Genomic DNA, 25,315 nt, shown 5'->3' with positions numbered 1-25,315 from the left:
GCGCAAAGGTTCTTCTTTTATGAAACTTGGACCTGAAGCTGGTCAACAAGCTGACCAGCTACCGTCAAATTCAGATAAAAATCTAAGCTTTTATCTCCTGAAAAATACAAGGTTGGTAGCGTTAGCTTTTTTTCAGTCTCGCCAACTTGAAACGCAAGGACTTGAATCTCGTCCCGATAAGCGACACCATGCACACCCGTCCCTGGTTGAATCGAAATCTTAGCTTCTAAAGGACTGTTAGATTCTCTTCGCTTAACTGTAAAGTGGACATTTTCTCCCTTGGTCACAGCTAGACTTTTTTCTGAAAACTCTAGCTGTTGAACAGCTTCTTTTTTCGACAAGGTAGGTGTTTTATAGAGTGAAATTTTGGTCAACAAAGATAAAGCCTGTGCCTCTGTAATGGTCACACGTATCTTCTGCGCCTCAACGACTGATCCTCGTAAGAGACGTTTGTAGCCAACAGTATAACCAGATCCAAACTCCTGCCAGACACCATTCAACTCTACCTGAACATGGAAAGCAGCGATGCGTTGCCCCAACTTCAAATCTTCTCTTAACTCAATCACATCAAAAGTTTTAGGTGATCCTAAATCGAGCTCTAGTTGGACTGGCAACTCTGCATCACTTGCCCACGAACTGATCCTCCGTCCATCTGTCAGATGATGACAGGCAAAGTCTGGTGATAGATCAGGGCCAGATACCTTGGCTTCCAGAGCCAAATCTTCTTTATAAAGTTCGTCACGGTAGGCAGCAAATTCATAGAGACGCTGGATATCCTTTTCGTCAAAGAGTCCATCTTTATTAGGCGGAATATTGAGTAAGAGAGGTGTTCCCCGCCCTACCGAGTAAAAATAAATCTCGACCAACTCCTCGAGAGACTTAGGATCCTGATCCTCATGGTAAAACCAGCCTGGCCGAAGAGAAACATCTGCCTCGCCGATTGAAAACAGCGTCCCCAAGGGGTCTCCGTGCTGTAGATAATCTAATTCCGCCTCTGTTCCTAACTGGTCTAGTTTGACTTTTTGCCACAAGGGATCCCCTGCATAGCCCCGTTCATTTCCAATCCAGCGAATACTGGTTTCCTCAGTTGAGAAAATCAAACAATCGCCCTGCAAGTCACGAATGGTTTCAAACCAGGTCTCAAACTCATAGTTGACCTTCTGGGCCCCTTCCCCTCGAGCACCATCCATCCACACCTCAGTGAACTTCCCGGCATTCCCATAGGCAGGATTTGACAAGATTTCCTTCAATTGAGCCAGATAGTAGGCATTGTAGTCCGCTTCTCGGTCCACGTGATAGAGGGGACTGTGAGCATCCCAAGGAGACAAATACACTCCCATGTCCATGTCAAACTCAGTCGCAGCTTTGGAAACCTCAAGGAGCAAGTCCCCCTTTCCACCCCTCCAAGGGCTAGCCTTGACCGAATAGTCTGTATAAGCTGTCGGGTAGAGGACAAAACCATCATGGTGCTTGATCACCAAAATCAGTTTTTTAAAACCTGTTTCTTTGAGTACCCGAACCCATTCACGCGCATCTAACTTGGTCGGGTTAAAACGCATAGGATCCTCTTGCCCACTTCCCCATTCTTGGTCATAAAAGGTATTGGGGCCAAAGTGGATAAAGGCAGCTAGTTCATCCTCTAAATAATCCAGCTGGGCCTGGCTTGGTAATGGCCCATGTGGTTTTATGTTTGTCATCATCTCATGTCTCTTTCTCTTGTTCACAAAGTTATCCACAACTTGTGGATAAGAAAACATACCTAAAAACTAGTCTTTTCAGACTCCAGCTTTTAGACTTGGAAGCTTTCACCCTAAACAAAACTTTGTCAAATACCTTTATACTAGGGTTTCTACTAGTTTTCTAGAAAGTCACTAATATACGGAACTATTATCAGGATACTTCAACACCCTGAGTTGCATGTCATTTTCTCCTAGACTTATCCACAGACTGTGAATAAACTATGGTTCCAGACCGCTCTCTCCTTGACTATAACAAAAAGCGATAGTAGCGTCAATATGACTAAGCTCCCTTCCTAAATACCCTGAAAAGATTCTATAATTTGTACAATCGTAGCTTTTGCATTCGCCAGCTAGTGAGAATCAGCCAGTAGAAAATGACTACTTTATCACATTGTGAACAGCACAACTGTGGTACTATAATACCTAACAACCTAATCGTTTCTAGCAAAAAATCCCGCAAATTTGCGGGATTCTCTCTTGCATCAATGCGCCAACATTTCTTGAGCGATTTCTTGGCCAGATAGGTTATCTGGGTAGTAGGTTGGCCAGTTATCCATCTCTTCAAAGAGGGCTTCTTGGCTAGTACCTCCAAAGAAGATATGGAAATGTCCTGCCTTAACTGGGGCGATATTGTGGTCACTAAACTGAACATACTTGAACTGTCCAGCATCCGCATCTGTCGCTTCAAAGAGGAAGCGCACACCACGATTGCCTTTCTTATAGGTCAAGATTTTCTTGCCGACATACTTATAGGTGAATTTCTTGCTTTGACCACCTTGAACAAATTCCATAGTATTATCAGTAATGTTGATCTTAGTCACATCTGTCTGATAGCCTTTTCTATAGTAGGCCTTATACTCATCCTTGGTCATCTTACCAGTCAACTTAGCCTTGTAGTCAAAGACTTGATCAAAGGTTCCATCCTCAAGGAAAGGATAAACTGACTGCCAGTTGCCTACATAGTCACTCAAGGTACGGTCTTTGACATCTGCATCCTCAAAGTAACCATTGTGAACTGTCTTGGTATTCTCTTCCTTCTCTGGCTCGATTTCTGGTCCTTCTTGATCCGTTGTCTGTTTCAAAGCCTTGAGGTTTTTCTCCATCACGGAGATATAGTCCTCACCAGCCTTGGTTGCTTCTTCTGTTAGACTTTCTAGCGGATTGAGCACGTCTAGTTTGACACCTGTTTCTTTTGAGAGTGTATTAGCTAGGGCTTGTGAGGCATTTTCTTCAAAGTAGATGTAAGAAATCTTGTTTTTCTTGATATACTCTGTCAATTCTGCCAAACGTGCTGCTGACGGTTCTGCGTCTGGTGAGAGACCTGAGATGGATACTTGCTTGAGGCCGTAGTCCAAGGCAAGGTAGTTAAAGGCAGCGTGCTGGGTAACAAAGCTCTTTTGTTTAGCTTGAGACAAGCCATCTGTGTAGGCCTTATCCAATGCTTGCAATTTTTCGATATAGGCAGCCGCATTCTTCTCAAAAGTCTCTTTTTTATCAGGATAATCTGCTGACAAGCTGTCACGGATATGCTCTACCAGTTTGATGGCGCGTGCTGGTGAAAGCCAAACGTGGGGATCGTAGTCGTGATGGTGACCTTCACCACCATGATCATGCCCCTCCTCTTCTTCCTCACCACCTGGCAAGAGGAGCATATCGCCTGTCGCCTTGATGGTTTTCACTTTTTTCTTATCCAAGGATTCTAGCAATTTTGGAACCCAAGTTTCCATGTTTTCATTTTCATAGACAAAGGTATCTGCGTCTTGGATTTTGGCAACTGCCTTGGCAGACGGTTCGTACTCATGGGGTTCTGTACCAGCACCAATTAGAAGTTCTACATTAGCAGTATCTCCTGCGACTTGCTTGGTAAATTCGTAGACAGGGTAAAAGGTTGTCACGATATTGAGTTTCCCATCTGCCTGTTTTTGATTGGAACAAGCCACTAAAAACAGGGCACATAGACTAGCCAGTAGTAAGCTCAGTTTTTTCATTTCATTCTCCTATTTGATAAAACGTTTCAGTAGACTGACTAACAAAAAGACAGCTACAAAGATAATGGTGATACTAGCGCTAGCAGGTGTTTCCGCATAGTAGGAAATATAAAGTCCTGCCACCATTCCCAAAAAGCCAATAGCGCTGGCTAGTAACATAACGGATTTGAAGTTTTTCCCCAAACGAAGGGCAATACTAGCCGGCAAGACCATAATGGTCGATACCAGAAGAGCTCCTGCAGCTGGAATCATAAGGGCAATGGCCACCCCTGTCACCATGTTAAAGAGGATAGACATGGTACGAACTGGCAAGCCATCCACAAAGGCCGTATCCTCATCAAAAGTCAGGATATACATTGGTCGCAAGAATAAGAAAGTCAAGAGTAAAACGACCGCCGCAATGGCAAAGAGGAAAATCACCTGCTCCTGGCTAATGGTTACAATCGAACCAAAGAGATATTGGTCCAAACTCATGGAACTCGAACTTTTCCCCTTACTCATCACAATAAGGGAGACTGCAAGCCCTGTAGACATGAGGATGGCAGTTCCGATTTCCATAAAGTTCTTATAGACTGTCCGGAGATACTCTAGAAAGACCGCAGCGATTAAGACAATAGCAATGGTTGAAATGGTTGGAGAAATTCCCAAAACCAGACCAAAGGCTACTCCTGATAGAGAAACGTGGCTGAGGGTATCGCTCATGAGACTCTGACGACGTAAGATAAGGAAGGTCCCAAGAACTGGAGAAAAGAGACTCATGGCAATGACCGCCAAGAAGGCACGCTGCATGAAGTCATAAGATAACAAACTAAGCATGTTCCACCTCCTGGTCGCTTTCGTGAACGTTGAAACAACGCCATGGCGAATCTTGGTTACGAACTAGATGAATATTGCGATCTGCATAGTCCTTGACCTCCTCAGGGTCATGGGTAATCATCAAAACAGCCTTGCCATGGTGATGAGCACTATGGTGCATGAGTTCGTAAAATTCATTTTTGCTCCCTGCATCCATCCCTGTCGTCGGCTCATCCAAGACAAAGATATCTGGGTCAGAAGCAAACATCCGAGCAATCACTGCTCGTTGCTTTTGCCCACCAGAAAGGGAGCCAATTCGTTTGTCACGATGTTCCCACATACCAACCGAGTCTAGACTGGCCTTGATATGTTCCTCATCATGAGCATTCAAGCGACGGAACCAGCCCTTTCGAGGATAGCGACCCGACTTGACAAATTCATAAACTGTACTTGGAAAGCCAGCATTGAAACTGGCAATTTGCTGGGGAAGATAGGCTATCCTAAGCTTTTTCCCATGAGTATTTGTCTTTGAGATGGTTACTTTACCAAATCTTGGTTGCAGGATACCTAGACTCGCCTTGATCAGCGTCGTCTTGGCAGCTCCATTTTCACCAGTCAGGGTAACAAACTCCCCACTATCAACACTGTAGTTGATATGCTCGAGGACAGGTTCTTTATCATAATAGAAAGATAAGTCCTCTACTGTAATATACCGCATTATTTGATTTCTCCTACTAAAGCAGTTAAAAACCGCTGGATAACTTCTTGTTCATTTGGAGTAAACTGACTTGCTACTTGTTCATAGGCTAAGAGCGTGTGTTCATGATGATGGTGGTGTTCCTCTGCCACTGGTCGAGCTAGTTCTGTCAGTTGGTAAAAAATCACACGCGCATCTTTTGGATCTCTAGATGTCTCTAACATACCCTCTTTGACCAAAGACTTGATAGCCTTGGTCACTGCCGCCTGACTGACATTGAGGCGACGGGCCAACTCCGAGTTGGTTAGGGATTCTTCGGACAAGAGCATGAGGATGTGTTCCTGAGTATTGGTCAAGGCTACGTCACTTGTGCAATGCCCGATTAGAATTTCATGCTGGTTCTCAGATCTCAAGATCACCTCGTTTAAAAAGTTATCGATTTCCTGTGCAAGCTGTCTCATGTGTTACTCCTTCCCTAGCTATCTTTTTCGTAAAAAATAGAGATAGCCACCGATTCTTTACTGGTTAATTATATCATAAACCAAAAAAGAGTCAAGGGAAAAAGGCGTAAAAACGTTTCCCTAGACTCTTCTAGATGTAAAATTTAACCTATTTTTGCTTTGGTTTTCGACTCGATAAGATACCTGCCAAACCAGCTACCATTCCCATCAAGAGCAAGAAGATGGACTGTTCACTTCCTGTATTTGGGAGAGCTTTTTCTGAGACAACTGCCTTCTTGCTAAATTGACCTGCCACCTCATAAGTCAATGGCACATTTGTAGTCGCATCGTTAGCAGCCGCATTCGTTTGAGGCGTTTCTACTGGTAGACTAAAAGTTGTAGAATCCACAGAAATCGTCCGTGAGTTCGGATTGATCTTTTCATACTGGGTCAAATCAGCGGTTTTCAGATACTCTGCAAAGGCTGCATCCATAGATGGGCCTTCTTCACGAGCGCCACCCAACATAGTGTAGCCATCACCACCCGCAGCTAAGAAATCATTGGTTGCAAGATAGTAGGTTTTTGCGAGGTCCAGTAGTTCATAACGACCTGTTGCACGGTTTTTAACCTGGATGGCCAAGACACGTTTGCCTGATGGTAGGTTGGTATCATAGTAGACCTTCACACCCGAAACTTGCAAGAAACCACCACTTGGCTCTAACAATGGTTGTCCGTTCTCATCCAAGACCTTCTTGCCATCCTTATCGACCTGCAAGATAGATCCGAGTGATTTTTCAAACATATCCAAAACTTGTTGCCCCGTCACTTGGATTTGTGAGATGGTATTTCCAAACGGAAGAACAGCAATGACATTTCCTTTAGTGATTGGTTTGCCTTTTGCAATGGTTTCACGCAAGCCACCACCATTTGTCACAGCGATGTCTGTCGGATGGCTAAATCCTGTTTGACCATACTGATAGAGCGAGTCTGCCACGACGTTTCCGAGGTTGGTTTCACGGACCCGAACATTTTCACGATCACCGTTTAGTTCTACAGGGCTGTTTGAGACAATCTCAACCGCATTTTCAGCATCGTATTTTTGTTTAATGTCTTTGACCAGTTTTTCAACTGTAGGATTAGCTGGTAATTTTTTAGCATCTGCAGCCGCAATCAACGTAGGATTACCCAAAAGCTGACGTGATTTGTAGGTGATTTTTCCTACATTATGAAGGTAGCTTCCCGTCTGGTTATAGGTAACATTATCTCCATAGGTCGTTGATTCTACTGTATGAGAGTGACCGTCGATTACTGTTACGCGTTTCCCTTTCAAACGAGGATTTTTAGACAAGGCTTCTGCCAAGGTTGAACCGCGCCATTCGACTGGGGTTGTAGTATCAACACCCAAGTGAGCGAGCACAACATAGTGTTTGTAGTCCTTACCTTCTGCACGCGCCTTGGCTTGAACTTCTTCGATGACCTTATTGACTTCAGAGATTGGATCTGTAAAAGTTACCCCTTTGACATTTTTAGGGTGAGTTTTGGTAGCTGTTTCAGGTGTTGTCACACCGATTACAACAAATTCATCGCCTTCCACAGTCTTATCTTTATCAACGATTGTAGAAGCTTCAAAGAGACGAGCACCATTGACGTAGGTATTTGAACTAAGTAATGGGAATTTCAAGATTTCCTTGTATTTCTTAGCTTCGTCTAAACCAAAGTCAAACTCATGATTTCCTACTGCCATGGCATCATACTGCATCTGATTAAGAATTTCGGCGCGTGCTTCACCCTTTGTAGAGTTGGAAATCGGTAAACCTTGGAAAGCGTCTCCCGCATCAACAACCAGAGTATTTTGATTTGATTTCGCGCGTTCCTGCTCAATGACAGTCGCTAACTTAGCATCACCAATTACTCCCTTTTCCTCTACAATACGACCATGGACATCATTAGTGTGTAAGATAACGGTGTCCTTTTCTTCGCTTTTAGTAGATTCAGCAGGAGCTGACGGAGTTTCTGCAGGTGCAACCGCTTCTGAAGTTGCTGAAGTTTCCGGTACCGCAGGGCTCTCAACAGGAGCTGGAGTCGCCGACGTAGCTGGAGTCGCTACGACAGCTGAACTTTCTGCAGGAGTTGTCGCTTCTTCAGCGTATACTTGTCCAGCTAAGAAGGCTGGAGTTAACAGGGCTGTCGATAAGACAGGTAACAAAGAACGTTTGTTCATTTTAAAATCCCTTTCTTTTTCTCTTTTATATTATACGCTATTTCTAAAAATTTTGAAACTTTTGACCTATTTGCATCTTAAATATTCGCCATTTAAACAAAAAAGCTTGGATTCAAATCCCAAACTTTTAACTCATTTTATTGGAAATCTTTGATGTTCCCATCATAGGTCGCCCAGTCCGTGCTAAAGAAGCGGTCATTCATCTGGTAGTCTGGAGCTGGAGTTGGATCCGTCAAGAAGGGATTGACAACCTTATCAAAAGCCAGCCAGCCCAACCAGCCAATATGAATAGTATCCTTAACAAAGTAGGGATCTCCGCCTTTTTTAGAAAAGTCAGCAATGTTGGTAAAGCCTTGACTTTCTAACTGGTAACGAATTTTTTCCACAGCATGTTGGTACATTTCCTCGCTGAGCCCTGTATGGGCCATCCATTTTTTATTGACAGGCTGGATCACAAAAAGGACATTGACCTTTGATTTTGCAAATTGATTGAGAACCAACTGCAAATCATTATATTCAGACGACTTGAGGAAATTGTAATTTTTTTGATAGCCCTTATACTTCTCGAGGTAGTCTTTCACCTGGGTCTTATAAAATTGATTTTCAATTCCCATATCGTTATTATTGGTATTGGCTTCTGCATCCTTTCGAGCAATTTTTTCTAACTCTTCATAAGAAAATTGATCTGGAAGATCTTTTAAATAGTTCTCCACGTGTTCCTTGTACTTGAGTTTTCCTCGAATGGAAAATTGCCCAAATAGAGAGGCCTGACGCTCATTAAAACGTGCAAAAGCCTTGATAATAGCATGGTCGATCTCTGATAATTCCTCACCCTTTGACAGCTTCTCAACGATCCCCTTCATAGAGACTCCAGGATTTTGCTTTAAGAGACGTTTAGCTGCATGTTTGGCTGCTATATCTCCCGATTGATTTTCTAGAAAGGCTGTCAACTGATCGTTGTTAAAGTAGTTTTGGAAGAATGCTGGCTCATAGTCCTCCTCTGTAAACCACTGAGGCGAAATGACAAATACCGCCTGCTTTTCCTCGATTTCTGGCAAGATCTGCTGCATGCCGAAATACTGATTGAGAGAAGCTGCTCCTGCTTGCCCCAAAAAGTAAGGACGGTAGGGACGGCTATACTTCTCCGCCAAGACCGCTGGGTGCATGCTATCAAAACGAATCCACTCACTTGAGCCAAAAAACGGAATAAAGCGCATATTTGGTTCCGTAAAGGCTCTCACTTTTTGACTTCTCTCTTTAAAACTTTCCGAACTAATCGCTGCTGCAGAATATTTCTCTTCCATCAAATTATGACTTGGATTGTTTGGATAGAAAAAGATTAGTAAGAAAACAAGAATACTAGCAAGAAGCAGAGGCCCGAAGATCAGCCACAAGCGTTTAAGCATTCTTCAACTCCGTAATACCTGCTACGATTTTATTAGCCGTATTCCAGTCATCACGACCGAACTCCGTCACTGGAACACGAATGTCAAAACGGTTTTCAATCTCAACAATCAATTCAACCGTTCCCATACTATCCAAGACACCGGCATCAAAAAGATCTTCATCCATCATGTCAGAAACATCTTCCATAAACAACTCATCAATAATTTCAATAACTTCTGATTTGATATCCATTTTTTATATCCTTTTATTTTTTAAACCATAAATCATTCAAAAATCCAGAAAAGATTAAGAATGAAACCATCACGACATGGAAGGTGACAACCATGCCAAGCAACTGAATCCAGCGATTCTCAGGCAAGGTAGCCCTCCCAGCTTTTTTGCGTTCTTTATTGAGTGCTTTTTTCTTGCGAACCCAAGCGTCATTGATGACCAGTCCAATCCCATGAAAGAGTCCGTAGGCGATGTAGTACCAGGTCACTCCGTGCCAAAATCCCATAATCAGCATATTTACAATATAGGCGACACTTGAAGTCACATTGCGATTCTTAAAGATCTTCTTTCTAGTCAAGACCATCACCATTCGCATAAAGACAAAATCACGGAACCAGAAAGACAGGCTCATATGCCAACGATTCCAAAACTCCTTTAAATCCCTTGACAAAAAGGGCTTGTTAAAGTTGATAGGGCTATGAATACCCATCAAGTTTGAAATGGCTAAGGCAAACATAGAGTAGCCTGCAAAATCAAAGAACAATTCCAAACCAAAGGTATACATGACTGCTAGGGCATAATGGTTAAAGAAGCCACCAGTCTGCAGGGCCAAGTTCTTTAAAGGAGGCAACAAAATCTCTCCTAGAATATGGGCCAAGATAAACTTGTAGAGAAAGCCAAGCATGATATACTTGACAGCCTCTTCTAGCATATCCATCAGCTCATCCCGCTCAGGAATGGTCTCGTAATTTTCATTGAAACGTTTAAAACGATCAATAGGACCACTTGAGAAAGTCGGCATAAAAAGAAGAAAACGTAAGAATTGCCAAATCGTTAAATCCTTGATGACACCGTCTCTCAACTCAACGATAACCCCAACTGCACGAAAGGTCAAGTAAGAAATCCCTAAAAATCCAAACAAAGATTGAGGTCCATGAATAGCAGGAGATACTTTCACAAAGACGATAGGCAATAGGGATAAAAAGCTAACCAGGTAAAATATCCATTTACTATCCCGTTTTTTCCTGTACCTTTTGTAGAAAGATACAAGCAGTACTTGCCAGATAACGTAAAGGATCAAAGCGTTTATTTGATTCGTCTTTCCACCGACCAACATGGTCACGATAAAGAAGAGACTAACAAGCACCTCATACAAGGCAAAACGTTTCTTGAAAAAAAGACCGATAAAGATAGGTAAAGTCGCAACAATTACATATAAAAAGTACTGAAGATCACCATAAGGTTCCAAATGAGGTAGCTGTTTATAAAGCTCCATCATCTACTGTTTACCTCGTTAATCAAGCCCTTGATATCAATTTTACCATTAGGCGTTAGCGGCAAACTATCTCGATAAAGAAACTTAGACGGCATCATATAAGACATCATGATATCTGCTAGGTCTTCCTTGATAGCCTTGGTAATATCGATATCGCGTTCAAACTTCTCGCGGACACCGTCCTTTAGGATGACATAGGCCAGTAGATTTTGTACCTTGTGGTCCTTGTTATAACGTGGGACAGCAACGGCCGACTCGATAAAGCGAGACTTGTTGAGGTTTTGAGAGACATCTTCCAGCTCAATGCGATAACCATTAAACTTAATCTGGAAATCCATGCGTCCACCATAGAGAAGCAAGCCCTCATCTGTCATAGTTCCTACATCCCCTGTGTGGTAGGCTGGAAGACCTTCGAACTCAAAGAAAGCTTCTGCCGTTTTTTCAGGATTATTCATATAGCCTTTTGAAACAGCTGGCCCAGAAACGATGATTTCTCCTTGCTCACCATTTGGAACTTTCTTACCTTCCTCATCAATGACAAAGGTCGGAGAATCCGCCTTGGTATAGCCGATTGGCAGGCGTTTGAGAGTCTTCAACATCTCGTCCGTCACGGCAACTGCTGACAGGGCTACTGTCGCTTCTGTTGGACCGTAAGCATTGATAATACGGGCATCTGGGAATCGCTCACGTAGTTTTTGAGCAGTTTTGACCGTCAATTCTTCACCATCAAAGTAGAAATGCGTGATGCCAGGCATTTTCTCACTGTTAAAGTCTTCTGACAACATGGCCATATCTGCAAAGGACGGTGTTGAGGTCCAGATAGCAATGGGCAAGGAAAAAATTGTCGCAAAGAGTTTTTTGAAGTCCTGAGTAATGGCTGAAGGAAGAGCGAAAAGCGTGCCACCCAGTGCCAAGGTTGGCGCCCAATACATGACAGATAGGTCAAAAGAATAAGGGGGCTGAGCCAGCATTTGCGGACGACTTGGCGTCGCAAATTCCTTATCTGTAATCATCCAGTTGGTAAAGCTGAGGAGATTATCATGGGAGATCTGCACTCCCTTAGGCTTACCAGTCGTACCAGAAGTAAAGATGATGTAGTAGTTGTCATCTCCCTTGACTGGATGGGTCATCTCGTAGCTGGAAGCTTGAGCAAAAGCTTCATGGACTTGCTTTAAATTCAGCATCGGTGTGCTAGTTTGCTCTAATGGAAAATCTGAGATAGCAATAATCAAGCTTGGCTCTGCAACTTCTACGATAGCAGAAACTCGTTCCAAGGCCGAATGGCTATCAATTGGGATATAGGCGTGACCTGACTTAGTTAGCGCTACAAAGGTAGCCAACATCTCATATTCCTGACCACCAAAAACGACGACTGGAGATTTATCAGGCAAGCCTAGTTGGTCGATAGCTGCAGCCAAACTATCCGAATCAGCCTTCAGTTCACCATAAGTATGTTCTTGACCTAAAACATTGTAGACAGGATATGTTGGTTGCGTTTGAGCAAAGTGCTCAATCGTTTCAATCATATCTTTTATCGGTTTATTAGACACTGTTCCTCTTCTCCTTTAAACTAGAACTCATTATAAATAAAGGTGCCTTGGCTCTGACCAAGGTAACTAAAAAAATAAAGCAAACCAAGCAAGATTACAAAATATAGAGCCGTCCGGCCTAAGAATACATGTAAATTTCGTTGTTTTTTCATAAGCTATCCATTAATATATTGTTTCTATTAACTATCAGTATGTATTGTTAGCATCTTATCTTCCTAACATTTTACCACTTTATCAACCTTTTTTTCAACTGTTTACCATAACTTAAAAATTGGTTTTAGCTTATTTTAAGATAAGTTAAAATATTAATGTTTTGGCCATCAAAAAAGAGCCTGAGATTTCCATCTCAAACTCTGTTGCCAATAACTCTTTTATCTTAGAAAAGTGAAAATACGAGAACTGCTAAGGCTGCACCGATAACAGGTCCCACAACAGGAATCCAGGCATAAGACCAGTCTCCGTCTCCCTTGTTTGAAATTGGAAGGATACTGTGCATGATACGAGGTCCAAGATCACGTGCAGGGTTCAAGGCATAACCTGTTGTCCCACCTAGTGATAGACCGATACCGACAATCAAAGTTCCCACTGCAAAGGTTCCGATTCCTGCTTGAAGGTCATAAAGTCCCAAAGCAAAGATTGTCAATACCAATACAAAGGTGCCAAGGATTTCGCTAATCAAGTTTGATACAGTATCTTTTATAGCTGGGCCTGTGCTGAAAGTAGCCAAAATATTTCCTGCATTTTCTTCTACCTCATAATGTGGCTTGAATTGCAACCAAACCAAAATCTGACCGAGCATAGCCCCTGCGAACTGAGCTAAGATATAAGGGAATACTGATGCCCAAGGCAGACCACCTTTTAAGGCCACACCGATGGTCACAGCTGGGTTTAAATGAGCTGGACTGAGCTTGCCAGATACAAATACTGCAACCGCAACTGCAATCCCCCAACCCATAGTAATCACAATCCAACCTGCATTGTTGCTCTTGGTTTTAGGAAGAACCACACCTGCAACAACACCATTTCCTAGAAGAATCAGGATTAAAGTTCCCAAAAATTCTCCAAATAATTCATTCATCATCTTTCTGTCTCCATTAAAAAGAAGGAGGGGTAGACTAGGAGTCCTGCCCGTCGCCTCTTTTATTTTTTCTTAATTTTTTAATTCTGCTAAATCGTTGTTAGCGAGAGCTGCTTCGACATCCGCACGGTAGCCTGCTTCTTCCTCTTCTGTCCAGTCATAGAATCGTCCCATTTCATCCAAAACTGGCTCAACGATACTATCCAAGCTATCACGCATAAAGAGCATGTGGTTGGTACGACGAAGAAGGAAGTCAACTGGGCTCAGAGCCAACTCGTTGCGCATTGCATAGTGAAGGGACAAGGTATCTGCCAAGCTGAGTCCTGGTGCTTGTTCCAAACTATGAGCAAGAGCAAAGACCTTCGGTGCATTTGAACCGTAAAGATTTGCTAGGTAATGAGCTTCCTTGCTATCCAAACCACGTGACACTCCAAGTTGCGCAAAGGCTTCGATTTCTGAGTCCACATTTGCTGGGTTCAATTCCCCACCTGAAACAGGGTAAGTCTTAGAATTGATGAGTTTAAAGCTACGTTCAAATTCTGCTTTGAGGATGTCAACCACGCGCTCCATAGCTCCTTCAGCCATCTTACGGTAGTCTGTGATTTTACCACCAGCAAGGGTCAAGAGGCCATTGTCATCTCGGTCCAAGCTCGAACCACGTGAAACTGCAGATGGGTCCAAATGCTTCTCAGATGTGCTGCTTTCAAGCTTGCTGACAGCAGACTCAACATCTTCACGCGTTTTTTCTTTAGAGAGATAAGATTCAACAGTCGCAATCAAGTTGTTAAAGCTTTCATCACTGATGGTTCCGTTATTTCCTCCATTGTAGTCAGAAGCGCTATTGCCTGCAATCAATGGACGAAGACCTGCCCAGCTGCTTTCGATATCATCAATGGTGATGTTAGCTTCTGGGAAGCGGTTGTTGACAATGCCAAGCAGATAGTCTACATCTTCTTGAGTTACTTTTGGATGTTCCAAGTCACCTGTGTAATCTGTATCAGTTGTACCAAAGTATGTCTTGTTTTCACGTGGGAGAACAAAGACCATACGGCCATCACCCAAACCTGTGTCAAAGTAAACTGGTTGTGAAACCTTGATCTTGCTTGAATCCACTACCAGGTGAACTCCCTTAGTTGGACGCATTTGTGAGAATTGGGTTCCCATATTAGACAAATTGCGTACCTTGTCGCTCCAAGGACCTGTTGTATTAATAACCAGACGGGCCTTGATTTCAAAGACTTGGTCTGTCAAGAGATCACGAGCTACAACACCTGTAATCTTGCCACTTTCGTCAAAGAGGAAGCCTTCTGCCTTCACGTGGTTGGCAATGAGGGCACCGTCTTGGTTGGCACGTTTGATGTTTTCAATCACAAGACGCGCATCGTTGTTACGGAAGTCAAGGTAAACCCCACCTCCTACCAAACCTTCTTTCTTCAAGTTTGGCTGGCGTTCCAAAACTTCTTCCTTGCTCAAAACCTTGTTAGCAGCTGGTGTGTTGTTAACTCCTGCCAAGAGGTCGTACAAGTCCATAGCTACTTTCAGACGGAAGAGGCTAAAGGTCGCTCCATCTTCTTCATAAACTGGTAAAAGCATTGGATCTGGTTTTGGAATATGTGGAGCGATTTGTTGAACCACTGCACGTTCAGAAACTGTATCTGATACCACTTCTACGTCGAATTGTTTGAGGTAACGCAGACCTCCGTGAACCAATTTTGTTGAACGGCTGGATGTTCCTTCTGCGAAGTCCTGCATTTCAATCAAACCAGTCTCAAGACCGCTAGCTGCCGCCTGTAAGGCTACACCAGCCCCTGTGATTCCTCCACCGATAATTAAGAGGTCCAGAGTACGTTCCTGCATTTTTTTAATTGATAATTCACGTGTTTTCTTTGAAAATTCCATATTTACACACTTTCTAACTGAGTCGCTTTATTCTTCCAGTATTAGTCGTCTACTTCCGCAAAGACTTGGGTTGCTTTTACAGCCTTCTTCCAGCCCTTGTAAAGTTGTTCCTTGCGAGATTCGTTCATAGATGGCTCAAAGAGTTCTCCTGTCTCGTTCAAGAGTTTCAACTCATCCAAGTCCTTCCAATAGCCTACTGACAAACCTGCTAGGAAGGCTGCTCCTAGGGCTGTTGTTTCCAAGTTTTTGGCGCGTGCGATATCGATTCCCAAAATATCAGCTTGGAACTGCATGAGGAAATTGTTCATAGCTGCACCACCGTCTACTTTCAAGACTTGGATAGCTGTTTGCGCATCCACTTGCATGGTATCGATGATGTCACGGACTTGATAAGCGATAGATTGCAAAGTCGCCTTGATAAAGTCTTCTTTAGTTGTTCCACGAGTCAAGCCAAAGACAGAACCGCGAGCGTTTTGGTTCCAGTATGGAGCCCCTAGACCTGTAAAGGCTGGAACGACATAAACTTCATCGTTGTTGTGAGAATCACGAGCGTATTTTTCAGATTCTGGTGAATTTTCAACCATGCGAAGACCGTCACGAAGCCACTGAATGGCACTTCCTGCGATGAAGATTGAACCTTCCAAGGCATAGTAAACCTTGCCGTTGATTCCGTAACCAATGGTTGTTAAAAGATTGTTCTCAGACAACTGCATTTCTTCACCGGTATTCATGATGATGAAAGAACCTGTTCCGTAAGTATTTTTAACCATACCAGGTTCAAAGGCCAACTGTCCAAAGAGGGCCGCTTGTTGGTCCCCAGCCATACCTGAGATTGGCACTTCTCCACCGTAGAAATGGAATGGCGCTGTCTTACCGTAGATTTCAGAGTTAGAACGAACTTCTGGTAGCATAGCCTTAGGAATGTTGAGGATTTCCAAAATCTCATCATCCCATTTGAGTTCTTTAATGTTATAAAGCATGGTACGGGCTGCATTTGAGTAGTCGGTCACGTGAGCCGCACCGTCAGTCAATTTCCAAACCAACCAAGTATCGATAGTACCAAAGAGCAATTCCCCTTTTTCTGCTCGCTCTTGAGCGCCTTCTACATGGTCCAAAATCCAACGAACCTTAGTCGCTGAGAAGTAAGCATCGATAATCAAACCAGTCTTTTCATGGAATTTTTCCACATAGCCTTGGTTTTTTAGTTGCTCAGCCAAAGGGGCTGTTTGGCGTGACTGCCAAACGATTGCGTTGTAGATAGGAAGCCCTGTTTTCTTATCCCAGACAACAGTTGTTTCACGCTGGTTGGTAATCCCGATTGCTTCGATTTGATTTGGCTTGACACCACTTTCGATGAAAGCACCCGCAATAACTGACTGAACAGAGTTCCAAATTTCATTGGCATTGTGCTCTACCCAACCTGCCTGAGGGAAAATCTGGGTAAACTCTTTTTGACTAGAGCTAACTTTTTCTCCTTTTTTGTTGAAAATGATGGCACGAGAACTTGTAGTTCCCTGGTCAATGGCCATAATGTATTTTTCTTGTGACATGTGCTGTCCTCCTTATAAAGATCTTGAGGATGTTTCCTCTTTACAGTAACTAGTATATAAAATAAAGCGCTTTCTTGTTCATCAACTTTTTTTAATTTTTAAAAAAATGTGAGGAGATTGTGTGAATTTCACAAAAAAGACCTGGAACAACCAAGCCTTTTAAGTGAATAATAACTGACGAATCCCTGCCAAATCTTCCAAATCCAAGTCATTTTTTAAATAATAAACTGGGGTCTGTTCCTTCTTATGAATCGGGTTATTGGTAACCAGCAAATCATAATGCCGAGTTCGGTCATAGGCTTCAATGGTGATAAAACGATTGTATTCCAAATACCGCTTCAAAATGGCTGCCATCCTTGAAAAGACAAGAAAACCAGATGTCAAATCCAGACCAATCCGCATATGTTGGCCACCATTTTCAACCATATATTCGATTAACTGGAGCCATTCCCAGAGAATCTTCTTATCCAAATCCGTCCCCTGCTGAAAAGCAGGTAGAGCATGAAAAATCTCCTCTGCCGTTCCCCTAAAATCATGTTCCATCAACAAATAAGGATGGCGATTCTCTAACTGGTACTTGTAGCGATCCTGTAAAATATAGCCCTTATAGAGATAGACTTGAGCACAAAGTTGACTGAGTTCATAGGTGACATGATCCTCTGTATAACCGCCCAGTAACTCTTCCTTCTTCATTTCTTGAATCAATTGCGTCAGCAAATCTGCCAACTGCCCTCCAAAACCAAGGATATACTCCATAGTATGAAGAGGAAGAATGCGATGAGATAGGAGGAAAGAGAAGAAAATCATCATCTCCCCATCCTCAGTTCCTAGAGGAAGATGTTGCCCAGCAAAAAAGGACGGAGCCTTTCGGTGCAAACGAAGGTAGAAAATATTGTCAAAATACCCTCGCATTTTTTCTTCTATCACTTGAAACTGACAGGCATTGACACGGAGACGTTGTTGACTGATATGAGCCCAGAGAACCAAGTCCAATTTCTGACCCGAAGACAAACTTGCACCGCAGATTTCTTCTAAAGTGGCAATCTCCTGTTTTCTCTCTGGTTTCTGCATGTGGCCTTCCCACTCCTGACTCGACCAGACCTTGCGGAAAAGACAGAAATAGAAATAGCGAATCTGATGTTCTGGGCCTCGCCAACGTCCATTTTGGATGGATAAGTCAAATTCTAACAAAATCTGATTTAAACTAGCTAAGTGGCGACCAAGCGTAGCCTCGCTAATCATCAATTCTTGAGCCAGCTGATGGGCTAAAAACTGTTGGTGGTAGAGAAGATAGACTAAAATTTGGTATTTAACAGCATTCTCCAAAAACAGGCTCCGGATATCTCTCCCTTTGGTAGCTGCACCGATTGACAGGCGCAGATTTTCATCTTCTAAGGAGATAGTCAGCTCTAAGCCACTATCCAAAGCCTTGTCATTGAGAAGGGTGACATATTTGGTTAGGGTTGCTTTTGAAAATCCTGTTTCCTCCATTACAGCCTTGACGGTCGTCTGAGACTCTTGTAATAGAAAGGAAAGGATTGAAAATTGGCCAGATTCAGCCTTTTCCATCAAATCTCCTAAATACATTTGTTACCCCTTTCATTTTCTACCTTAAGCATAGCATAAATCTTACAAATGCTGAAATAATCTGTTTCTCTTTTTATTTTCATGCTGATTTCCTGGTCCATTATCCTAAAAATCAGCAAACACACGGCTCCCCCTTTGGGCATTTTTATGCTAAAATAGTAGCTATGGATAAAATTATTAAAACTATATCAGAAAGCGGAGCCTTTCGTGCTTTTGTCCTTGATAGCACAGAAACCGTCCGCACTGCTCAAGAAAAACACCAAACCCAAGCTAGCTCAACTGTAGCGCTCGGTCGAACTCTTATCGCTAGCCAGATTCTCGCAGCCAATGAAAAAGGAAATACCAAACTTACAGTTAAGGTGCTGGGATCTAGCTCTCTAGGTGCTATCATCACCGTCGCTGATACCAAGGGGAATGTCAAAGGCTATGTTCAAAATCCTGGTGTTGACATCAAAAAGACTGCAACTGGTGAAGTCCTAGTCGGACCTTTTGTTGGAAATGGTCAATTCCTCGTTATCACAGACTATGGTACTGGAAATCCTTACAACTCTATGACTCCCCTCATCTCTGGAGAAATTGGTGAAGACCTTGCCTTTTACCTGACTGAAAGCCAACAAACGCCTTCAGCAGTCGGCCTCAATGTCCTTTTGGACGAGGAAGACAAGGTCAAGGTTGCAGGTGGTTTCCTAGTTCAAGTCTTACCAGGAGCCAAGGAAGAAGAGATTGCTCGCTTTGAAAAACGCATCCAAGAAATGCCAGCTATCTCAACGCTTCTCGAAAGTGAAGACCATATTGAAGCCCTCCTCAAGGCTATCTACGGTGACGAGGCCTACAAGCGTCTTTCTGAAGAAGAAATCCGTTTCCAATGTGACTGTAGCCATGAGCGCTTTATGAACGCTCTTGCTAGCCTTCCAATCTCAGACCTACAGGAAATGAAAGAGGAAGACCACGGGGCAGAAATCACTTGTCAATTCTGCCAAACTACTTATAACTTTGATGAAAACGACCTGGAGGAACTCATTCGTGACAAATCTTAATACACCCTTTATGATTGGCAATGTTGAGATTCCCAATCGTACCGTTTTAGCGCCTATGGCTGGCGTGACAAACTCAGCCTTTCGTACCATCGCAAAAGAGCTCGGAGCTGGACTCGTTGTAATGGAAATGGTCTCTGACAAGGGAATCCAATACAACAACGAAAAAACCCTGCACATGCTTCATATCGACGAAGGTGAAAACCCCGTTTCTATCCAACTCTTTGGTAGCGACGAAGACAGCCTAGCACGCGCAGCAGAATTCATCCAAGAAAACACCAAAACCGATATCGTGGATATCAACATGGGCTGCCCAGTTAACAAAATCGTGAAGAACGAAGCTGGTGCTATGTGGCTCAAGGATCCAGATAAGATTTACTCTATCATCAACAAGGTCCAGTCTGTCCTTGATATTCCACTTACTGTCAAGATGCGTACCGGCTGGGCTGACCCGTCTCTGGCAGTAGAAAATGCCCTCGCTGCTGAAGCAGCAGGTGTTTCTGCCCTCGCTATGCATGGCCGTACCCGTGAGCAAATGTATACAGGTCATGCAGACCTTGAGACCCTTCACAAGGTCGCTCAAGCTCTGACCAAGATTCCCTTCATCGCCAACGGTGATATCCGTACTGTCCAAGAAGCCAAGCAACGCATCGAAGAAGTCGGGGCTGACGCAGTTATGATTGGCCGCGCTGCCATGGGAAATCCTTACCTCTTCAATCAAATTAACCACTACTTTGAAACAGGAGAAATCCTACCTGATTTGACCTTTGAAGATAAGATGAAAATCGCCTACGAACACTTGAAACGCTTGATTAACCTCAAAGGAGAAAACATCGCAGTTCGTGAATTCCGTGGACTCGCTCCTCACTACCTTCGTGGAACATCTGGCGCTGCCAAACTCCGTGGAGCCATTTCACAAGCTAGCACTCTGGCAGAGATTGAAGCCCTCTTGCAATTGGATAAAGCATAGTCTCACATCTACAACTCACAAAAACGACAAAGCTCAAAAATGAGTCTTGTCGTTTTTTATATGTTTTCATCTTGTAAATCTAATTGCTTCACTCTAGCTATATAGTAGGACATAATCAAAAACAAATTGAGGCTGATAATCCAAACAGACCATTCATGAAGAAAATGCATCAATACAGCCAAGCTGATTGCCCCCACTATGAAACTTCCCACAACAATCCCATAATTTAAGGCTTGGCGACGGTATTCTTGGATATTTCCTTCTCTTCTAGCAATGCGATACAAAGCGGTCAACATCTTTCGGTAATTTCCAGACGTCATAAAAATGACATAGGGATGATCTTCAATCAAGCTACCCGTAAATGTTAGCATCATCATTCCTGTTCCAAAAGCAATGAAAGGAACTTCTAATAGAGGAAATCGTGAAAAGAAAGGCAAAATAAGTGTCCCAATAAATAAAGGAAGCAACATCTTAACCCGCCAGTAGGCCGTTTTGCGGTATTCTTTCATGTGTAGGGCAAACAGAAATCCTAGAGAAAAGAAGATAATTGAGCAGAATCGCAGCATCGTATTGATGACATTTGAGTCGTGCCAATCAGATATAAGTAGGAGAATATTCCCTGTCTGTGTCGCTACCAAACTATGGTATTGAATATGGCAAAACACATCCAAAGAACCACCTACAAATCCAAGAAATACTCCCATTAGTCGTGTGTTTTGAGGTAATATTAATTTATCCGCCATGTATTATCACTCGTTTTCCTTTGATTTTTTTATTATATCACTTTCTCTTGGAGAAACTAAGTGAAAAACAGTTGGCTCACTCTTTTACAGCACGATTTCTAGTAAAAGTTAAAGCACCAAATTTTATTATTGACTCAAAGCAACACTGGAAACCTTACCATCCGCTCCTGTTGTAATTTGGATGATTTTTCCTCCACCAATTTTGGCATTATACTTACCATCATCAAGAGTATAAGAATAGCCTTTGATAGAGTAATTTTCTTTCTTTCCATCAGAAGATTCTACTGTAAATTGACCACCTGATGAAACTGTGATGGTTTCGCCATTTGCTCCCTTCCAATTGCCCGCTGCAGCTGAGAAATCACCATCTACCATGGTTAAAACACCCTTGTAGCGTTTATTTTGCTCTGCTTGTTTGTCTTGAAGTTTGCGGTCAGTTGTAGGATCATAGCTTGATTGGTTAGATTGGGCTTGAGGAGCTTGTTGAGTTGAAGGAGTCTGAGCAGGAGTTTGTTGACTAGCCACTTCTTGACCTTGTCTTTGCTCTGGTGCAGGTGCCGCTTGTGATGGCGTTGCAGTTGCTGAAGATTGATCAGTAGACGCCTTAGCCTTTTCAGATGAAGCTGAACTTGAGGACTTCTGAGTCTTGCTTTCTTTGTTAGAAGAAGTTGCTTTAGAACTTGATGACTGGCTTGTCTTAGCAGAACTACTTGCTTGAGTTGTTTCCTTTTTATTTCCACAAGCTCCTAATAGCAAGGTAGAAGCCAATACAGTTGCTGCCATCAATTTGATATAGGTTTTCTTTTTCATTTTTCTACTCCTTTGTAATGTTTTAGAAATATAAAGAAATCTTTTTGTAATATAATTGTAACATTCAAATTTGAATATGTCAACAATTTATCTAAACTATTTTAAAAATCTCACATAATTTAGATACATTTACTCCTCCTACTCCTTTATTCGTAATCTAATAGAAAAAACAGAAAAAAATTTCTATTTTGAGTAATATTTTTAAATCACTCCTGTGTAATCGCTTTCAACTTTAACTGCAAAGGAATATAATAACATTGAAATAAAATATAGGAGGTGCACTCTTATGCTAAATAAGTATTATAAGTATCTTCCTTGGTTGATTTTGGGAGCAATTGGCTCTTATCAATCAGCCGCTTACTATGCGAGAACTGCATTTGATGTGTTTTATCTGACTACAATCTTTTTGATTGTTTATATCGCCTTGTTATTTTTACATGAGAACTATCTCAAGTATCGATACAAAGACTTCTTTACTCACATGTTGAGCAATTCTAAGAAAGATGGCCATCCCTAAAACAGTCGCAACAGCAAATCAAACTAATAAAGGCAAATAAAGAGGTCGGGAACTTTTTCCCGGCCTCGCTTTTTATTTCAATCGATAGGTTTTTCTTGGTTTCTTTTTAGGTACTCGTTTGAGTCCGACTTCTTCTACATATTCTCCGTATTTTACGAGAAAGTTATTGCTGACGATTGGACGACCGGGGTTGATAAGATTGACCAGTTCAGTTCCTTCGTAGACAGTGAACTCCTCCTCCAGCAGATAGAGGAAGGTCGGATTCCAGTCGAGGCGGCCTTGGATTCGTTTGATGGATTCTTGGATAATGGCATAATGGTCAAAAGCGAAGGCTTGCTCCTCCAACTCTACTCCCTCTAAGGAGCACTTGCCTGTCTGAAAATCGACATCTACAAAAACGACATCCTTGGCATCGTCTCCTGCTTGAACAAGTTCTAATGCACGACTAGGCAAATAAACCAAGTGGGCAATGGTCACTGTCCAGCCCCGTGGGTCACGGCCAGGGGTCGAAACTGTCATTAATTGCTCGATTTTTTCCAAAGGAAGATCGAGATTGACTTCTTCTCTCACCTCACGCTGACAGGCATGCGCAGCATCTTCACCCTTACCCATAAAGCCTCCAACCAGAGCCAAACAATTTTGATAAGGATGAGCCTTGCGGCGAATTAATAAGAGCTTGATCTTTCCTTCGACAAAGCAGTAGGCTACCATATCCACCGTCACACTTGGTTTTTCGTATTGAGGGAGTTCCTGTTTGTGGTACCAATCTAAAAACTCCTCCTGACTGGCATGAATTTCATAATATTCTCTTTCCGTCATCCCTGCCGGAATCATTGTGTCCATCATTTTATGCCTCCTTACGAACTGCCTTGGTCCATTGGTACCAACCCACTAGACTATTGAGTGTGTAAACCCAGTACATTCCTTGAATATGGATATTTTCACCCCACCAGAGGTAAATACTAAAGAGATTGGTTGCAATCCAGAAAATCCATTGCTCACGATAGAGACGTGTCATCAAGAGCTGACCGACACCATTGGTCGCATCGGTAACACTATCACGGAAAGGGCGAGCACTATGGATACTTTGGTAAGCTAAGCCCATACCAATCCAGATGATAGCAGTCAAGGCCAAGTACTTGAGCCAATCAAAAACAGATAATTTCTTGGCTTCAAAGTGAGATTCTTCTGCTTTTCCTTGGTCATTGATACGATTGGACAGCCAAGCATAGAGACCAATCGGCTGCATGACAAAGAAGTAAACGGTCGTCAAAACTTCGCCATAAAAAGTTGCATTCATGGCCAAGATCAAGTAGATTGCTGAGTTAATAGCCCCAAAGAGATAATTGCTTGCACGCCCTTCTGCTACCAAGATAACACAGACAATTCCAGTCCAAGAGGCAAACAAGCTCAGCCAGTCATGACTTTCTGTATTTTGCGTGAATTCCAAGATTAAGGGAACACTTGACAAGGCGATGAGATACAACCACTGGAAGAGACTGCGTCCTACAAAGAGATCTTTCCAGAGCAGGTTCATCATTCCTGCAAAACCGATCTTGCGGGCTTCTGCATGGACATTTTTAAAGTTTTCGATAAATTGTGTGATTTTTTCAGTTAGTTTTTTCATATTTTTCTCCTAATCTGCTTGGTAAATGGCATCGATAGCCACTTTTGCTGCTTCATAATTGCCTAGATAATTCTCCGCTAGATAAACTAAAGGAATGTTGGTTAAATATCGCTCCCTCATCTGATCCAAATGTTGTGAAAAACTATGACGAATATGGTCTTCTGCCATGGTCATATCTCTAAACCCATCATTGACATAGGAGCCTACAGGTTGTACAAAGAGAATCAAGTCCCATTTTTCCTTTGCTAAAATCGAGGCAAAAAGATTGTCAAAAGTCTCTCCCGATAAATCCCCTTGGTCCTCAGTCTCCATGTAATAATCATAGTAGCCCTTGGTTACTAAGGAGTTGGTGTCTGCTATCACCAGTCCCCTATTGGCATTGCTATCGATTAACTTAGAGGTCTGGTCATACTGCCCCAACAGGAGATAATAGTAATCCTTTGGAGTCAATTCATCGTCGCGGACATTGTTTTTGATCTGGTACTCACGTGCGTATTCCAAGCTGACTGGTGCATCGTAATACCTTGCCAAATCCTTGGCTAAAGTGGTCTTCCCATTGCTAGCACTTCCCATAATCAACACTTTCTTTGTAAACTGACGTCGGAAGGGTTGAGCAATATATTTCCAATATTTGCTTGGATTTTCTCGAATCATAGTTGCTGAGATACCAAACTTTCTTTCTTGCAAGACAGTCTCAAAGCCACGATTTGATAATTCTTGCTGGTAGTCTGCTTCTCCCACAAAGAAAATTAGTTCTTGCTGGGTTTCATCATAGGAAATCTCCGCTAACATTTTGTCCAACCACTCCTGCCAGCCCATAGGGTAACGAGGAAGATTGGTTTCATCTAACTTGCAGACAGAGGTCAACTCGTCATCACCAAAGGCCTCTCGGATATAGCGAAATCTTTTTTGAAGCGTTAAACCTACCTGCTCCCCTCTGTCTCCCTCATAGCCTGAAACGACAACCCAGACCCGGTCACACTGTCGCTTCGCTCGCTGGATTAGATCGATATGTCCTTGATGAAGAGGAGCAAAGGTTCCAAATACCACTGCTGTTTTCTTTTTCATAAACCTATTGCCTTTTTATAATTTTAAATATTTTTATTATCTATGTTTTTATTATAAACTATATTTTTGTTTTGTCAATAGTTTTTTATCATTTTTTATAAAAAGATTG

Annotated in this window: 23 protein-coding genes; 3 read left to right on the top strand and 20 right to left on the bottom strand. The window is 42.6% G+C overall.

From position 1 onward, the window contains the following. Positions 1-17: 17 nt before the first annotated feature. The 15 genes from ACT17O_RS01215 to ACT17O_RS01145 all read right to left on the bottom strand — a co-directional run bounded on the left by ACT17O_RS01215 (position 18) and on the right by ACT17O_RS01145 (position 18,437). Entirely contained in the window at positions 18-1,697 is a 1,680-nt protein-coding gene (locus ACT17O_RS01215) for an alpha-L-fucosidase (RefSeq protein ID WP_444817853.1), read from the bottom strand. Between the two features lie 524 nt (positions 1,698-2,221). Continuing rightward, positions 2,222-3,727 (bottom strand): zinc ABC transporter substrate-binding protein AdcA, encoded by a 1,506-nt coding sequence (locus ACT17O_RS01210; RefSeq protein ID WP_247929898.1) that lies wholly within the window; start codon positions 3,725-3,727, stop codon positions 2,222-2,224. Between the two features lie 9 nt (positions 3,728-3,736). Then, positions 3,737-4,543: a metal ABC transporter permease gene (locus ACT17O_RS01205; RefSeq protein ID WP_000950023.1), complete on the bottom strand. Its 807-nt coding sequence runs from the start codon at positions 4,541-4,543 to the stop codon at positions 3,737-3,739. Further along, positions 4,536-5,240 (bottom strand): metal ABC transporter ATP-binding protein, encoded by a 705-nt coding sequence (locus tag ACT17O_RS01200; RefSeq protein WP_001269483.1) that lies wholly within the window; start codon positions 5,238-5,240, stop codon positions 4,536-4,538. The genes ACT17O_RS01205 and ACT17O_RS01200 overlap by 8 nt, the downstream gene beginning before the upstream one ends. Further along, the gene (adcR, locus tag ACT17O_RS01195; RefSeq protein ID WP_001249328.1) at positions 5,240-5,680 is read right to left on the bottom strand and encodes a zinc-dependent transcriptional regulator AdcR; all 441 of its coding nucleotides are present in this window, start codon (positions 5,678-5,680) and stop codon (positions 5,240-5,242) included. Before adcR ends, ACT17O_RS01200 begins: the two co-directional genes overlap by 1 nt. A gap of 148 nt (positions 5,681-5,828) precedes the next feature. Continuing rightward, positions 5,829-7,880, bottom strand: a complete 2,052-nt coding sequence (gene nt5e / locus ACT17O_RS01190) for a cell surface ecto-5'-nucleotidase Nt5e (protein WP_247929897.1) — start codon at positions 7,878-7,880, stop codon at positions 5,829-5,831. A 137-nt stretch (positions 7,881-8,017) separates the two neighbouring features. Further along, positions 8,018-9,286: a D-alanyl-lipoteichoic acid biosynthesis protein DltD gene (gene dltD / locus ACT17O_RS01185; RefSeq protein WP_045610567.1), complete on the bottom strand. Its 1,269-nt coding sequence runs from the start codon at positions 9,284-9,286 to the stop codon at positions 8,018-8,020. Beyond that, positions 9,279-9,518, bottom strand: coding sequence for a D-alanine--poly(phosphoribitol) ligase subunit DltC (gene dltC, locus ACT17O_RS01180; protein WP_000351968.1), 240 nt, complete (start codon positions 9,516-9,518; stop codon positions 9,279-9,281). The genes dltD and dltC overlap by 8 nt, the downstream gene beginning before the upstream one ends. Positions 9,519-9,531: 13 nt before the next feature. Then, on the bottom strand, positions 9,532-10,776 hold the full coding sequence (dltB, locus tag ACT17O_RS01175; RefSeq protein WP_444817561.1) for a D-alanyl-lipoteichoic acid biosynthesis protein DltB: 1,245 nt from the start codon (positions 10,774-10,776) through the stop codon (positions 9,532-9,534). Next, complete coding sequence (dltA, locus tag ACT17O_RS01170) at positions 10,773-12,323, bottom strand: D-alanine--poly(phosphoribitol) ligase subunit DltA (protein WP_217970478.1); 1,551 nt, start codon at positions 12,321-12,323, stop codon at positions 10,773-10,775. The genes dltB and dltA overlap by 4 nt, the downstream gene beginning before the upstream one ends. 20 nt (positions 12,324-12,343) lie before the next feature. Further along, positions 12,344-12,475, bottom strand: a complete 132-nt coding sequence (locus ACT17O_RS01165) for a teichoic acid D-Ala incorporation-associated protein DltX (RefSeq protein WP_008276434.1) — start codon at positions 12,473-12,475, stop codon at positions 12,344-12,346. A gap of 224 nt (positions 12,476-12,699) precedes the next feature. Next, positions 12,700-13,404: an MIP/aquaporin family protein gene (locus ACT17O_RS01160; protein WP_444817560.1), complete on the bottom strand. Its 705-nt coding sequence runs from the start codon at positions 13,402-13,404 to the stop codon at positions 12,700-12,702. Positions 13,405-13,473: 69 nt separating this feature from the next. Then, entirely contained in the window at positions 13,474-15,300 is a 1,827-nt protein-coding gene (glpO, locus tag ACT17O_RS01155) for a type 1 glycerol-3-phosphate oxidase (RefSeq protein WP_444817559.1), read from the bottom strand. Between the two features lie 41 nt (positions 15,301-15,341). Beyond that, complete coding sequence (gene glpK, locus ACT17O_RS01150; RefSeq protein WP_261027002.1) at positions 15,342-16,850, bottom strand: glycerol kinase GlpK; 1,509 nt, start codon at positions 16,848-16,850, stop codon at positions 15,342-15,344. Between the two features lie 159 nt (positions 16,851-17,009). Further along, complete coding sequence (locus tag ACT17O_RS01145) at positions 17,010-18,437, bottom strand: helix-turn-helix domain-containing protein (RefSeq protein WP_295330640.1); 1,428 nt, start codon at positions 18,435-18,437, stop codon at positions 17,010-17,012. Positions 18,438-18,601: 164 nt separating this feature from the next. On the opposite strand from ACT17O_RS01145, the gene hslO reads away from it, so the two are divergent. Further along, positions 18,602-19,474 carry an Hsp33 family molecular chaperone HslO gene (hslO, locus tag ACT17O_RS01140; RefSeq protein WP_203175228.1) on the top strand — a complete coding sequence of 291 codons (873 nt, stop codon included), beginning with the start codon at positions 18,602-18,604 and terminating at the stop codon, positions 19,472-19,474. Then, positions 19,461-20,441: a tRNA dihydrouridine synthase DusB gene (gene dusB / locus ACT17O_RS01135; protein ID WP_444817558.1), complete on the top strand. Its 981-nt coding sequence runs from the start codon at positions 19,461-19,463 to the stop codon at positions 20,439-20,441. The genes hslO and dusB overlap by 14 nt, the downstream gene beginning before the upstream one ends. 56 nt (positions 20,442-20,497) lie before the next feature. Here the strand turns inward: dusB and ACT17O_RS01130 are convergent, their stop codons facing one another. Both ACT17O_RS01130 and ACT17O_RS01125 read right to left on the bottom strand, forming a co-directional pair. After that, positions 20,498-21,184 (bottom strand): YoaK family protein, encoded by a 687-nt coding sequence (locus ACT17O_RS01130; protein WP_061418666.1) that lies wholly within the window; start codon positions 21,182-21,184, stop codon positions 20,498-20,500. A gap of 126 nt (positions 21,185-21,310) precedes the next feature. After that, positions 21,311-21,994, bottom strand: coding sequence for a hypothetical protein (locus tag ACT17O_RS01125; protein WP_173876688.1), 684 nt, complete (start codon positions 21,992-21,994; stop codon positions 21,311-21,313). A 286-nt stretch (positions 21,995-22,280) separates the two neighbouring features. Between ACT17O_RS01125 and ACT17O_RS01120 the strand changes: the two genes are divergently transcribed. Further along, the gene (locus ACT17O_RS01120; RefSeq protein ID WP_261056848.1) at positions 22,281-22,511 is read left to right on the top strand and encodes a hypothetical protein; all 231 of its coding nucleotides are present in this window, start codon (positions 22,281-22,283) and stop codon (positions 22,509-22,511) included. 72 nt (positions 22,512-22,583) lie between these two features. Here the strand turns inward: ACT17O_RS01120 and ACT17O_RS01115 are convergent, their stop codons facing one another. The 3 genes from ACT17O_RS01115 to ACT17O_RS01105 are packed head-to-tail and all read right to left on the bottom strand — an operon-like array spanning position 22,584 to position 25,206. After that, on the bottom strand, positions 22,584-23,357 hold the full coding sequence (locus ACT17O_RS01115) for an NUDIX domain-containing protein (protein WP_444817557.1): 774 nt from the start codon (positions 23,355-23,357) through the stop codon (positions 22,584-22,586). A 1-nt stretch (position 23,358) separates the two neighbouring features. Then, positions 23,359-24,138, bottom strand: a complete 780-nt coding sequence (pnuC, locus tag ACT17O_RS01110) for a nicotinamide riboside transporter PnuC (protein ID WP_444817556.1) — start codon at positions 24,136-24,138, stop codon at positions 23,359-23,361. A gap of 9 nt (positions 24,139-24,147) precedes the next feature. Next, complete coding sequence (locus tag ACT17O_RS01105; protein ID WP_444817555.1) at positions 24,148-25,206, bottom strand: AAA family ATPase; 1,059 nt, start codon at positions 25,204-25,206, stop codon at positions 24,148-24,150. Between the last annotated feature and the right edge of the window lie 109 nt (positions 25,207-25,315).

This window comes from Streptococcus sp. HJ1 (genome assembly GCF_052399005.1).
Classification (GTDB): domain Bacteria; phylum Bacillota; class Bacilli; order Lactobacillales; family Streptococcaceae; genus Streptococcus.
The sequence above is the reverse complement of the archived record's forward strand: the minus strand, read 5'-3'. Positions and strand labels throughout refer to the sequence as shown.